Origin of the sequence: Mangrovactinospora gilvigrisea, assembly GCF_001879105.1 — a bacterium.
In the GTDB taxonomy this organism is placed as follows: Bacteria; Actinomycetota; Actinomycetes; order Streptomycetales; family Streptomycetaceae; genus Mangrovactinospora; species Mangrovactinospora gilvigrisea.
In genome coordinates this window covers 1-13,160 of sequence record NZ_MLCF01000076.1, presented here as the reverse complement: position 1 = coordinate 13,160, position 13,160 = coordinate 1, and the positions used below count along the sequence as shown (strand labels likewise).

Genomic DNA, 13,160 nt, shown 5'->3' with positions numbered 1-13,160 from the left:
GGAAGGCCGCGCCGGACTTGGCGGTCAGCGTCGCCGAGGAGGTGCAGTACTTGCCGGCGCCGAACATCGGGCCGTCGACCTGCTGGTGGGCGGTGTCCTCGCAGACCATGTCGGGGTCGGAGGAGGTGGCGCCCATGGTGTTGGTGACCACGTCGCCTGCGTTGATGCCGGGTTCCAGCGTCACATGGATCTCGATGGTGAAGGTGGCGCCGGGGGCGAGCACCCAGGCCTTGCCGGCGTCGTCCTTGGAGAAGTCCCAGGTGAGCCCGGAGACCCGGCTGCCGGAGTTGGTCGGGGTGAAGACCGGGGTGGGGACGGCCGGGGTGCCGCTCGGCACGCTCTCGTTGATGATCTTGTAGGGCTGGCCGTTGTCGCCCTGGAAGCTGCTGTTGAAGGCGATGCCCGGCGGGAGGTCGTCCTTGACCACCAGGTTGGGGATGTTGGCCGTGCCGCTGTTCTCCACCTTCAGGTAGAAGGGGGCGTCCTCACCGGGCGAGAGCACGGTGTTGGGGGTCTTGCTGACCGCCAGCCGCGGGGTGCCCTTGACCAGATCCAGAGTGGCCTTCACCGGCTTGATGACGGCGGGGACCCCGTCGGTCTCCAGCTTGGTCAGGTAGCTGCCGCCGAGAGTGTCCTCCAGATGGCTGGGCACCGGGCCGCCGCTGCTGCGCAGCGCCGGGCGCGGGCTGACGTCCAGCACCAGCTTTCCGGTGCAGCTGTCGGCGGCGCACGGGGTGAGGTTGTAGCCGTCGTTGAAGGTGCTGGTGGTGGTGTAGGTGGCGCGGATGCCGGTGACGTCCGCGGCGTTCACCCCGGCCGGGAGCGCGGCACTGGCCGACGGGGTGCCGTCGACCCACTTGCCGCCGACGTAGGCGTCGATCTGGACGCGGTCGGCGCCGGCCGGCATCTGGTTGGACTTGATGGCCACCAGGTCGACGGCGTCGAAGAAGTCGCTGTCCTGGTCGGTCATCCGCAGGAGCTTGGCGGACATGTTGCCGGTATTGCGGATGGACAGGGTGGCGTCCGCGTGCTGCCGGGGCAGGCCGGGCACGTACTCCGGGAGTTCACCGGGGCTGATCGACTTGTTGATCGACGCGGAGTCCTCGGCCGGCCCGGTGTTCAGCGAGGCCGAGCAGGTCTCCCCGTTGCCCGGATAGCCCTGAGCCGTCAGCGAGAAGCAGTTTTGGAACGAGACGCCGTCCGGAGTGCCCGGGCGCCGCTCGGTGACCACGTTGATGGTGAAGGTGCCCTCGGGGGGCAGGTCGCCGTTGTAGGCGACCCGGATGCCCGTGGCGCGGTGCAGCTGGTCGGTGTCCATCGCGTTGTAGGGCACCCAGGCGCCCTTGCCGCTATTCGCGTCCGGGTCCCAGATCTCGATGGTGGCCGGTGTGCTGGCCGGGTCGATGGAGATGGAGTCGATCTGCAGGTAGTCGAAGGTCTTGTTGTTGGGGTCCGGGGTGCCGTCGGCCTGCGCCGTGGGGTCGGTGACCACCGGGTTGACCATCGGCGTGTTGCCGTTGTTGGTGATCTTCAGATGCATGGGGATCGGCTGCCCGATCGGCACATCGGTCTGGTCGACGGTCTTGCTTCCCTCGCCCGAGGTGTGCGGGTCCTCCACCGTCAGGTCCTGGCAGACGTGGCCGGTCGCGGTGCCGCTGCCGTCGGTGCGGCCGGCGTCGCCCGCGAACCGGGCGCAATTGGTCAGCTGACCTGCGGTCACCCCGTCGACCAGGGTGCCGTGGATGTCCAGGCCGGCGTCGGCGCCCTCCTTGATGGTGGGGTTGCCGTCGGCGTCCTCGCCGGTGTAGGTCACGGTGATGCGGGTGACGGTGGTGCCGGCCTTGGCGACGTCCACCACCTGACCCGACTGGTCGGCGGTGTAGTCGGTGGTGGAGGTGGTGCCGTCGGCGTAGGTGACGGTCAGCTTCGCGCTGGTGGCGCCCTCGGGGAAGCGCAGCCGCACCTTCTGCACGTCGATCTTGTCGAAGTCGCTGGCCTCGCCGGGCGCCGGCTCGGTGATCGTCATGGTCTTGACCGGGAACGGCGACTGGTTGGTGACGTCGATCAGCCCGGAGACCGGGGAGTTCTCCCCCACCACCGCGTGCTCGCTGCTCTGGTGGGTAAAGTCGCCGTTGGTGTCGGGGAAGAAGTCCTTGGTGGCGTTGAGGTTGAGGATGTCGGGGAGGATGTCGTAGCTGGCGCAGGCCTGCTCGCCGTCCACCGATCCGCTGGTCTTCTCCACCGCGGTGGGGGTGGCGCAGTTCTTCACCGTCAGCTTGTCGGTGGGCCGCAGCGGCGAGCCGTCCGAGCGTTTGGTGTCGCGCAGCTTCAGCTTCACCTCCACCGTGCCGCCGGTGGCGTCATACGGCAGCGGATCGCCGCTGCTGTTGGTGAAGACCACCTCGAAGCCGGTCACGTCGCCCGCGGCCACTCCCCGCGGCAGCGGGAGCGCCACCGGGGCGGGGGCGGAGACGGTGGCGCCGGTGTGGGTGGCGCCGTCGGCGGTGGTGACCACCAGATGCGCCTGGTCGGCGCCCGCGGGGAACTTCGTCACGGTCGCGGACTCGTAGTCGAAGTCCTCGAAGACCGCCGGGTCGTTGTCGGACACCGACAGCTGGGTGACGTCCGCCGAGGAGGAGGAGTTGTTGCGCACCCCCAGCGTCATGGTGGATTCCTCGCCGCTGCCGGCCACCGCGGAACCGTCGTCCCACTTCTTGGTGGCGACCGGCTTGACGACCAGCGGGATCTTGATGCTGACGTCGGTGCTGGACTTCTTGGCGTCCGCGTTGTCGGCCTTGACCTCGGCCGTGTTGGGGACGACCGTGCCGTCCTTCTCCTGGGTGTCGGCCGGCAGCCGCATCCCGATCTCGATCGAGCCGCTCTGCCCGGCCCGCAGCCCGGTCTCCCCCGCCGGGTTCTGCAAGGGCTGCTTGTAGACGACCGTCAGCAGCCGCGTCGAGGAGTCGTAGCTGACGTCCCGGCTGCTGTCGCTCTTCGGCAGGCTGGTGACGTCGAACTCCGCCGGCAGGGTGTCGGTGACCGTGAAGTGCACGCAGTCCACGGTCAGTCCGGAGCACTGCCCGGTCAGGGTGTAGATGAAGTCGTCGCCGGGCTGCAGCGGCTTGCCGCCGGTGCTGTTGGTCTTGGTGATGCTCACGGCGCTCTGCGGCTCGGCCGCGGAGGCCGCCCCCGGCAGGCCGGCGGCCTGGGCGGTGAACAGCAGGCCGAAGGTGGCCGCGGCGGCAGCCATGTAGCGGATGATGGGAGGTCTACGCCTGCGCAATGGACGACTTCCTCACGTGCGCCGCCGCGACGGCGCGCGTGAGGAAGCGAGGGCGTCGGCGGGCGAATTCGACAGGTACCCGTCCGACGCTATGCATCCGGATAAAGCCCTTATGTGATTGCCACGCAGAAACGTTGTCCTGGACTAAGGATTCACCGGTCCGGCCCAAGCGGCTCGCTGAAGCACGCACCCATCGGAGTCGGCCGCAGACAGATGGGCGGCACCGAGTGCCCTTGTGGCGCGCCACCCGGGTGAAGGACCCAGACACCACGCCACGGAATCGACCGGCCTTGCATAGGGGCTGCCACAATGCGGGCAGGAGGGTGGGAGTCGCCTGATCTCCCGTGCGCCGCGGCTTCCACCCATCCCTCTTCGCCGTGCCGCCTTCCTCAGGTGTCCGGCTTTATGGGCGAGGCCCCGAGGAAGTCCAGCAGCAGCAATGCGGAATCGTCGCCGGACACCGCCCGGGTGTGACGGCCGATGTCCTCGCCCAATCGGTGCAGTCCTTCGGCAGGCTCCGGACCGGGCAGCAGCTCCCCGGCCCGATCGAGAAGAGGGTAGAAGCCCCCGAGTGGATCGCGTGCCTCGGTAATCCCGTCCGTGTAGAACAGGACCCCTGGCCGGGCTCCGAGCAGTACCGGGACACGCGTGGGGCGCCTTCGCGCCCGCTCACCAGGTCGGCCATGCCGAACGGAGCGGAAGGGCAGATGGGCCTTGCCCCTCAGCGGGCCGCGGCAGGCGGACCCGTCAACGGTGACTGCGTAGCGCCGAATCGGGAGAGTCCCTCGACGTTCCGCCGAGGGCAGCCAGGCGCCGTCAGGCGGCCATCACCTGAACGGGTGAGCACCCGTGGCGCAGCCTCTCGGGAGCTTTTTGACTGGGCATCAGTTGGTCGCTGTGGGCGGCTGTCCGGTACACGGCGGCGCTGCGGAAGGCGCCGCGTGTGTCTCGTTCGCGCTTTCACCGTCGGCGCGGTGCTGGCCCAGGAGCCGCCGCTGCACCACGTTTTGACCCGTGATCGGAGCACGACATGACGACCGACGACTCCCAGGCCGCCGAGATCGCGCGGCTGCGCGCACGGGTGGCCGAGCTGTCCCGGCCGCGCCGGCGCTGGCGCTCGGTACTGGTCGCGGTGCTGATGGTGCTGGTCTTCGTGCTCACCCCGCTGGCCGTGGTCGCCTCCTGGAGCTCGGCCTTCATCGGCGACACCAACCGCTTCGTCGCCACCATGGGCCCGCTCGCCGCCGACTCCGACGTCCAGGCCGCCGTCTCGGCGCGCGCGGCGACCGCCGTCACCGACCGGTTGGACGTCAACACCCTCCTCCAGCAGGTGGCGCCGGCCGACCGGCCGCGGCTGGAGACGGCCCTGGGACGGCTGGAGGGCCCGATCAACAGCGCGGTCAACAGCTTCGTGGAGAACCAGACCGCCGCCGTGGTGGCCAGCTCCTGGTTCCAGACGTTCTGGCGGAACGCCAACCGGCGCGCGCACGCCGCGCTGGACAAGGCGCTCACCGGGTCCGGCGGCGGGGCGGTGCAGCTGGCGGACAACCAGGTCGTCATCGACGTCGGCCCGGTGATCGACCAGGTGAAGCAGCGCCTGGTCTCCTCCGGGATGACGATCGCCGCCAAGATCCCCACCCCGCACACCCAGATCGCGGTCGCCGACGGCAAGAGCCTGGCCAAGGCCCGCACCTACAACCGCATCCTGCAGATCCTCGGCACCTGGCTGGCCGCCGTCGTGCTGGTGCTGGCCGCGGTCGCCGTCTGGCTCTCCCGGCGCCGGCGGCGCACCGCGGTCACCGCCGCGATCCTGATCGCCGCGGGCGCGCTGCTGCTCGGCCTGGGGCTGCTCATCGGCCGCTCCATCTACCTCGACAAGCTCCCGGCCGGCGTCTCGTCGGCCGCCGCGGGCGCCGTCTACGACCAGCTGGTGCACTTCCTTCGCACCGCGGTCCGCACGGTGGCGGTGCTCTTCGCGGCGGTGGCGCTGGGCACCTGGATCAGCGGGCCCGGCAGGCGGGCCGGGCAGGCCCGCGGGCTGTGGTCGTCCGGCATCGACGCCACCCGCGCCGCGGCCGGGAACATGGGGATGAGGCTGGGCCCGGTGGGCGCCTTCGTGCACCGCTGGAAGCGCTGGCTGATGTGGATCGTCCCGGCCGGCGGCGCGCTGGCGCTGGTGCTGTGGCCCTACCCGACGGGCTGGGTGGTGGTCGGCATCGTGCTGGTGGTGCTCTTCCTCCTCACCGTCGTGGAGTTCCTCGACAACCGCCCCCGGCCGGAGACCGGTGGCGGGGCGGACTCGGCGGCGCACCGCGCCGCGGGGTGAGGCCGCAGCGGCCCGGATCGGCGCATTCCCCGAGACGGCCTGCGGGCGCCCGGACGGAGTCTCCGCCCCGAGTCGCAGAAGGCAACCATGTCTGATTTGCTCTCATATAAGCGCCTCTTGTTCGGGAGGCCCGCAAGGAGGACCGGATGTCCAACTATCCGCTGCTGAACATCTTCTGGACCATGGCCGAGCTCTTCATCTGGATCCTGTGGCTCTTCCTGCTGATCCGGATCATCTCCGACATTTTTCGCAGCGAGGACCTCGGCGGCTGGGGCAAGGCCGGCTGGACGGTGCTCGTCATCCTGCTGCCCTTCATCGGCGTGCTGGCGTACCTGATCGCCCGCGGCCGCACCATGCACGAGCGGGACGTCAAGCAGCAGCAGAAGATGGACGACGCCTTCAAGAAGTACGTCCGCGACGCGGCCGCCTCCCCCGACGCCGACGGCTCGACCTCCGGCTCCGGCTCGCATGCCGACGAGCTCTCCCGCCTCGCCGACCTGCGCTCCTCCGGGGCCCTGTCCGAGGAGGAGTTCCAGAAGGCCAAGGACAAGATCCTTGCATGATTCGACCGGCCCCACGCCGCTCCGCACGGAGGCGCCCCTGGGCCCGGTCGAGTTCCTCGTCCTGGCCTTCCCGGGCGGCCATCCCACCCGGCAGGCCATGGCGGAGGTCGCTGCCCTGCAGTTCGGCGGGCAACTGCGGGTCATCGACACCCTGGTGGTCCGTAAGGACGAGTACGGCGACGTCGAGGCCATCGAGGCCACCCACATCCCGGACCTGCACGAAGTGACGGCCGGCCCGGATGTCGTCAACCTCATCGGCGCCGATGACGCCCAGGAGTGCGCGAATGTGCTGGAGCCCGGCTGGTGCGCGCTGCTGGCGCTGGTCGAGCACCGCTGGGCGGTCAAGGCCGCCCGAGCGGTCCGCGAGGGTGGAGGCCACCTCGCGGCCGCCGTGCGCATCCCCCCGGATCGGGTGGCCGAGGCCCGGGCAGCCCTCGCAGCGGCCGGAATGGAAGGCTGAGAGGTGGTCTTCCGGGAGCACAGACGGCCTGCCCGACGCGTCGTCAGACCCGTGGGGGCACCGCTGCTGCGCGGCATGCTGATGGGCGCCGGAGCCGTTGCGCCCGGCCAATTCGCAACACGCGATGTCCGGCGGGGGCCGGACTTCGCCGGCCAGGACACTGCCATCTGGGATCTGCACGCCGCGCCCGCCGCCGAGGAGGTGCCTGCGACGATCGAACGCCTCGCCCGGCTGGCCGAGATGGCCCAGCAGGGGTTGCTGACGCCCGAGGAGTTCGCCGCCGCCAAGGCCAAGCTCCTCGCCTGACAGCCGGCCGGCGGCCTCCGGCCGGGACCAAACAGCGAGCCACGGAGGCTTTCATGGGCTGTGGATGCATCGTCGCCCTCATCGCGGGACTCTCCCCGCGGCTGGCGCTCCTGCTGACCTGGCTGCTCACCAACCGGGTCGCGATCGCCTTCCACCACTCCCTGATCGTTCCCCTGCTGGGCATCATCTTCCTGCCCATGACGACCCTGATGTACGTCTGGGTCTACTCCCCCGTCCTCGGCGTCGGCTCCTGGGGCTGGGTCTTCGTGATCCTCGGCCTCGTCGTCGACCTCGGCTCCTACAGCGCCGGCAGCCGCACGGCACCGGGCCGCGCCGCTCGCTGAGGCGGCGGCAGCTCGCGAAGCTCGCACTCCCCTCATGCGGGCGCCGGCCCGGTTGATCGGGCCGGGCCGTCGGCCCACCCTGCCATTCCCGGGACGGCAGGCTGGGCCGGCGGCCCCCGGACGCAGCAAGGCCCCCCGCGGGGATCAGGGCCGGGGACCGCTCGGCGGGGGCGCGGCCGCGCACCCGCCGAAGTCCTGCTTCCGGTTCGAGTGACGACCGTAGCCGTGACGGGCCGTCAGGTGAATGACCGATCCCCAAAACTTCAAAGAGGCACATTCAGAGCGCACATGCCATGCGCTGGTCCCGGCGCGTGCGTGAACGAAAGGGGTGTCAGTCCTGGGTGCCGGTCAGGGAGATGGTGCCGCTTTGGATGGTGCAGCTCGCGCGGTGGGCGGGGCAGTAGTGGGTGCGGCCTCCGACCAGGTTGATCTGCAGGTTCGCGCCGGCCATGCCGTGCCGGTCCAGGGCGACGCGCAGCTCGGCGGGGGCCGGCTGCGGGGGCAGACCGAGCACGCCGACGACGACGGTGCCGTTGTGGGCGTCCACCGAGGCGATCTCCCAGCGGTGCGGGGCGGCCCATGCCTCGGCGACCGGTTGGGCGCGGGCGGCCAGGGAGCGGTCCCGGGCGACCGAGAGGGTGCCGAAGGTGAGCGGGGTGGCGATCAGCAGCACCACGGCCCCGACGGCGGCCAGGGTCCAGCCGCGGAAGCGGCCGAGGCGCATCCCGGCCGCGCGCGCGGCGCGGCGGACGTCGTAGGCGAGGAAGACGAGGGTGCCGGTGGCCACGATCGCCGCGACGTTGGTGGCGAACAGCAGCGCCGACTCGCCGGCGTCGTGGTAGCGGCCCACGGTCAGCAGCAGCCCGGTGACCGCCAGCGGCGGCACCAGGGAGATGGCGATGGCCACTCCGGGCAGGGTGTCGGAGATGTCGGTGCGCACCAGGGCGAAGGCGCCGACGGTTCCGGTGGCCAGGGCCGCGATCAGGTCGATCAGCCGAGGGCTGATGCGTGAGGAGACCTGGCTGTTGGAGGCGAAGGCGTCCGGCGGGGAGACGATGAGTCCGACCAGGGCGCCGATGGCCACCACCGCCAGCGCGCCGAGCAGGACCAGCAGGGCGCTGCGCAGCACTCGGCGGCGGTCGGCGAGCACCAGGGCCAGGGCGGAGCCGAGGATGGGGGTCATCAGCGGGGCGACGATCATCGCGCCGATGACGGTGGCGGTGGAGTCGCTGACCACGCCGGAGGTGGCGATGACCGCGGCGAGCACCAGCAGCACCCAGAACCGGCTGGAGCTGGGGCTGCGCCAGGAGCGTTCGATGAACAGCGCCTGGGCCATCCTGCGGGCCGCCGCCGCGTCCACCCGGCGGCCTGATGAAGCGTCACTCATGAGACGGTGGCCGACGGGCCGGTCCCGGCCGCGACCGGGCGGCCGGCGCGCGCGGTCGACTCGGATGCTCCCCGGTCGGCCGCGATGATTCTCGGCGCGGCCGCCGGGCCGCCTGTACTGACGGGCATTCGGCGCTCCCTGGGGGATCGGCCCCCTGCTGCGGAGGTCGTTGTCCTTCAGCCTCGCCCGGAGGTGGCCAGGAAGCCATCAGGTCGGGACCGGACGAGTGGTCTCCGATGACGGACTTCTGACCAGGAGTCAGCAGCCGTAGCGGTTCCCGATGCCGGCGCACCGAACGGAGTGCCGCACCGGCTGCAGCACCGCACGTGGGCCCGCCACCGCCCCGCTCTCGGAGAGCCGGGAACGAGGAGCAAAGGTCCGCGCGACGGCCGGGCAGCGGCGCGGGGCATGCCCTGGAGCAGATGCTGCGCCGATCCGGCGGCGGGAGCTGCGGTCGGAGGAAGGCGGGAAAGCCTGCAATCGCAGTCGCCCCCACCCGCGGGAGATCGCGGGCCCAGTAATAGGTGCGTCGGCACGGTCCGTGCTGGCCCCGGAGGCGACGGTGCCTTGGGCGGGAATGCCGGTTTCCTTTGCCACGCGGTGGGCGCCGGGCCACAACGGTGACGGTTGCGGCTTGCGGGCCATTGGGGCGAAGGGAGCCATAAGGATCTCGCGCAGTTCCGCCCTCGAGGTAATTGGTGCCCGCATGCCCGGCTCAGCCGAAGGTTGTGGCGAGGGTGGTGATTGACAGCCCGGTTCTCATCAGCGGTGATCTCGACGAGGGTGCCCGGAGAAGTGGCTGCCGTGTGCGCCGCACCAGTCGCCACGCTGCGGGCAGGAGGCAGGACCCCCCTGCAGTTCGGGTGGCCATTGAGCATCCGCACCCGCCGGTCCTGTGCGCCTGGTTCAGCCGCCCAGTCCGTGTGCCGAGGACCCGAGGAAGTCCAACACCAGCAACGCCGAGTCGTCGGCGGGACCGGCGCCGGTGTGCCGGGCCACATCACCGCGCAGGAGCTGCAGGGCGCGGGCGGGGTCGGCCTCGGCCAGCGGTCCGGCCGCGCGCTCCAGCAGCGGGTAGAAGCGCCCGGCGCGGTCGCGCGCCTCCGACAGCCCGTCGGTGTACAGCAGCAGGCGCTCGCCGGGGGCCAGGCGGCAGCGGGTGACGGCCACGCGCTCGCCGGGGGGCTCCAGCAGGGCGGTCATGCCGAAGGGGAGCGCGTGCCGGGCCGGCTCGAGGAGTTCCACGTCGCCGTGGCGTCGCATCAGCAGGGGGGCGGGGTGGCCGCGGTTGAGCAGGTGCACGGTGCCGTCCGGGCGGATCTCGGCGAGGACGGCGGTGACGAACCGCTCCTCGCCGGCCGCGCGCTGCAGGGCGTCTTCGATGCGCTCGCCCACCTGGGCCAGGTCCCGGGCGTAGGGAGCGGACTCGCGGAAGGCGGCCAGTACGGTGCCGGCGGACCGGACCGCTGCCAGTCCCTTGCCCTGGACATCGGCGATGATCACGCGGACCCCCTCGCCCGCGGGCACCGCCTCGTACAGGTCGCCGCCGACCCGCATGCCGCGCTCGGCCGAGACGTAGGAGGCCGCGATCCGCAGCGGCCCGATGCAGGGCGGCGGGACCGGCAGGAGGAAGCCCTCCAGGGCATCGGCCACGGCGCGGGCGTCGACCAGCTTCCGCTCGGCCCGCTGCCGCCGCATCGCGGCATAGCAGGCGCCAGCCGTGACCAGGGCGATCGCGACCAGGGCGACATACAGGCGCACGTGCCCCAACAGGCCGTCCACGGTCGCCGAGACCAGGCACAGCGCGATCGCCAAGCCGCCCAGGGCGATCACCGTGCGGACCGGGCTGCGCGCCGCGGCCAGGGCCGGGCCGGCGGCGTAGACCGGCAGCAGCCCCATGTCGCTGCCCGCCGCCAGATCCAACGTCGTCACCAGGGCCATCACCAGGATCGGCAGCCCGAGGTCGCGGCAGCGCCCGGCAGTGTGCTGCTGGGGCATCCGAAGACCTCCGCGCCAGGTGCCCGGGTCCGGCTCGCGATCCGGGACAGCTCCGGGAGCGGCCGGGCATCGAAAATTCCTTTAAGTATAGAAGATGACGGTTTGCTGCCTGGAATGGCGGACATTGCAGCCCGGGCCGCGCCTTGCACATGTGTCGGGCAGCTGCGTCTTCCGTAGTTCCTGCACACTCCGTTCACCCGATGTTCGGAAAAGGGGATGCGGCCGTCGCGCACGCCGGAGGCGGGACTCCGGCGCGGACACGGCCGTGCCCGCGCCGAACGGCCCCAACCCTGGATCTCCGCCAGAGCCTTGCCGCTTCCGGAGCCGCCGGCCCAACCTGCCTTCCCGGGACCGGCAGGACGGACCGGCGACGACACGGGGCGTGTCGACGGCTCCGCCTCCGCACAAGGTGTCGGCTCCGATCCGAGTCACGGCGCATCCTGTTCGGCACACGGGTGCGGCTGACGGGCAGGCAGGCGCCGCGCCTGCGCCTGCCCCGTAGGGCGCGGACCGGTGCCGCCCCGGACTGTCTCGGTCCGGGGCCGCCCTCGCTCACAATGGCGGGCGATCGCCGCCGCGTATCCCGCGGGGCCCTGTCCCGAAGTGCCGGCGGCAGGCCTTGTTGAAGGCCTGGAGGTCGGGGATGCCGACCTGGATTGCGATCGACTTCACTGCCAGCGTGGAGTTGAGCAGCATATGCTCGGCCCGCGCCATTCGCCGCCGGCGCACGTGCTCCACCACCGTGCAGCCCAGCTCGGCCTGGAACCGTCGCGTGAGGTGGTTGTGCGAGACCCCCAGCGCGTCGGCGAGCGCGGCAACCCGCAACGGCCCCGCCAGGCCTTGCTCGATGCGCCGCACCGCCGCCAGGACCACCGGATCCGCCCCGGGCGGGCCGCCGCCGGAATCGCCGGCACGGGCCCGATCGGCGAGCTGCCACAGCAGCTCCCATACGGCCGCCCGCACGCGGCCCGGCGCATCCGGTGAGGCCTCGGCGAGCCGCCGGAAGCACCCGCGGACCGCGCCGCCGTCTCGGGCCAGATCGTCCATCAGCCGCAGTCGCTCCCGCGAGCCCGCGGCGTCCGGAAGCCGCAGATGGGCGTAGAAGTGCTCGGACGGGCCGTGGTAGCGGAACCGCATGCGGGCGCCGGGAGGGATCGCGCTGACCGAACCGGGGCGGATCGGCACCGTCACTCCCTCGACGCTCAACTCGCCCAGGTAGCTGTAGAAGTGAACGGCCCACAGATCCGGCAGCACATACTCCTCCTCCCGCACACCCCCCAACCCGTGATGGGCGGGCCCGTACTGGACCACCTCGGGAGGGCCGGCCAGACAGACAGGGAAGCGCACATGTGAATTCCTACCACCGAAGGTGATCAGGATCCATTGTCCTCCGCGCCCCGGGCCCGGAAGGGTGGTGCCATCCCACCCCTCCCGTGGCCTTTAGGAGTCCTGCCATGGCCCACCTGTCGAACGAGCAGATCACCGCCTACGAGCGCGACGGCTTCCTGGTGCTGCCCGACCTACTCGACGAAGCGGCGATGCGGCCCGCCCGCCAGGCCCTCACCGCCAAGGTCGACCAGATCGCCGAGGAGCTGCTGGCCGCAGGAAAGATCGACGACGCGCTCGCCAGCGCGCCGTTCCCGACCCGGCTGGCGCGCCTGTTCGACGGCCTGACGGCCGAGGACTTCCTCGCCTACGGCCGCAGCTGGCGCGACCGGATCCCGGGCTACTACACCCTAATGAGCACCCCCGCGATCCTCGACGCGGTCGAGAGCCTCATCGGGCCGGAGATCTTCGCCAACCCGGTCTACAACGTCCGCCCCAAGGTCCCGCGGATCGCCGCCGGGGCCGTGCCCTGGCACCAGGACAAGTCCTACTGGCCGGACGCCAACTCCAACCCGGTGATCACCGTGTGGATCCCGTTCGTCGACGCCACCTTGGCCAACGGCTGCCTCCATGTGCTGCCCCGCACCCAACGCACCCGGGTGATGGGCTTCCACCACGACACCTACACCGGAACCGGTTTCCTGGAGCTGGACGAGGAGCACCTGCGCGGACTCGGCACCGACCGGGCCATCGCCCTCCCGGTGCCCGCCGGATCGGCGATCCTGTTCAACGACCGCCTGGTGCACAGCTCCACCCCGAACAACTCCGACCACGTCCGCTGGAGCGTCGACCTGCGCTACCAGCCCACCGACCAGGACCCCATGCCCGGGCACGGCGCCGGCTTCCTGGCCCGCAGCAACGCCCACCCCGAGAGGGTGGCCACCCTGGCCGACTGGCTGGCCGAGCGCACCGAAGCCGCCGCCTGGAACAGGTGAATTCCCACCACCGATGGTGAAGTTGATCCATTGTCGGCCGCGCGGAGGAACGGGGATCGTAGTGGCTCCCCGCCACCCTCCCGGCTTGGAGCAGCCATGGCTGACGCCTCCTCGTACGAGCTGTCCGTACACCGTTCCTCGCGCCGTGGATTCCTCGGAGGGATCCTCGGTG

10 protein-coding genes and 1 pseudogene are annotated in these 13,160 nt (G+C 71.3%); 6 read left to right on the top strand and 5 right to left on the bottom strand.

Going from position 1 to position 13,160, the window contains the following annotated elements; genetic code table 11:
* Together BIV57_RS14805 and BIV57_RS26090 are read right to left on the bottom strand one after the other, a co-directional pair.
* Positions 1-3,250 (bottom strand): annotated as a pseudogene (locus BIV57_RS14805) (DUF11 domain-containing protein); the annotation flags it as partial.
* 422 nt (positions 3,251-3,672) lie between these two features.
* Positions 3,673-3,894, bottom strand: coding sequence for a SpoIIE family protein phosphatase (locus BIV57_RS26090; protein ID WP_419185714.1), 222 nt, complete (start codon positions 3,892-3,894; stop codon positions 3,673-3,675).
* Positions 3,895-4,313: 419 nt separating this feature from the next.
* On the opposite strand from BIV57_RS26090, the gene BIV57_RS14795 reads away from it, so the two are divergent.
* From BIV57_RS14795 to BIV57_RS14775, 5 genes are all read left to right on the top strand, one after another.
* Complete coding sequence (locus BIV57_RS14795) at positions 4,314-5,609, top strand: hypothetical protein (protein ID WP_071657271.1); 1,296 nt, start codon at positions 4,314-4,316, stop codon at positions 5,607-5,609.
* Between the two features lie 146 nt (positions 5,610-5,755).
* Complete coding sequence (locus BIV57_RS14790; protein ID WP_071657270.1) at positions 5,756-6,172, top strand: SHOCT domain-containing protein; 417 nt, start codon at positions 5,756-5,758, stop codon at positions 6,170-6,172.
* Positions 6,165-6,632 (top strand): DUF6325 family protein, encoded by a 468-nt coding sequence (locus BIV57_RS14785; RefSeq protein ID WP_245797678.1) that lies wholly within the window; start codon positions 6,165-6,167, stop codon positions 6,630-6,632. The genes BIV57_RS14790 and BIV57_RS14785 overlap by 8 nt, the downstream gene beginning before the upstream one ends.
* A gap of 51 nt (positions 6,633-6,683) precedes the next feature.
* A complete protein-coding gene (locus BIV57_RS14780; protein ID WP_071657269.1) occupies positions 6,684-6,938 on the top strand; it encodes an SHOCT domain-containing protein in 255 nt (84 codons plus the stop codon).
* 53 nt (positions 6,939-6,991) lie between these two features.
* Positions 6,992-7,282, top strand: coding sequence for a hypothetical protein (locus tag BIV57_RS14775; RefSeq protein ID WP_071657268.1), 291 nt, complete (start codon positions 6,992-6,994; stop codon positions 7,280-7,282).
* 331 nt (positions 7,283-7,613) lie between these two features.
* Here the strand turns inward: BIV57_RS14775 and BIV57_RS14770 are convergent, their stop codons facing one another.
* From BIV57_RS14770 to BIV57_RS14760, 3 genes are all read right to left on the bottom strand, one after another.
* Positions 7,614-8,669: a TIGR00341 family protein gene (locus BIV57_RS14770; RefSeq protein ID WP_071657267.1), complete on the bottom strand. Its 1,056-nt coding sequence runs from the start codon at positions 8,667-8,669 to the stop codon at positions 7,614-7,616.
* A gap of 906 nt (positions 8,670-9,575) precedes the next feature.
* Positions 9,576-10,667 carry a PP2C family protein-serine/threonine phosphatase gene (locus BIV57_RS14765; RefSeq protein ID WP_079170340.1) on the bottom strand — a complete coding sequence of 364 codons (1,092 nt, stop codon included), beginning with the start codon at positions 10,665-10,667 and terminating at the stop codon, positions 9,576-9,578.
* A 552-nt stretch (positions 10,668-11,219) separates the two neighbouring features.
* On the bottom strand, positions 11,220-11,921 hold the full coding sequence (locus BIV57_RS14760) for a helix-turn-helix transcriptional regulator (protein WP_245797676.1): 702 nt from the start codon (positions 11,919-11,921) through the stop codon (positions 11,220-11,222).
* A gap of 200 nt (positions 11,922-12,121) precedes the next feature.
* On the opposite strand from BIV57_RS14760, the gene BIV57_RS14755 reads away from it, so the two are divergent.
* A complete protein-coding gene (locus BIV57_RS14755; protein ID WP_071657265.1) occupies positions 12,122-12,988 on the top strand; it encodes a phytanoyl-CoA dioxygenase family protein in 867 nt (288 codons plus the stop codon).
* Positions 12,989-13,160: the final 172 nt, after the last annotated feature.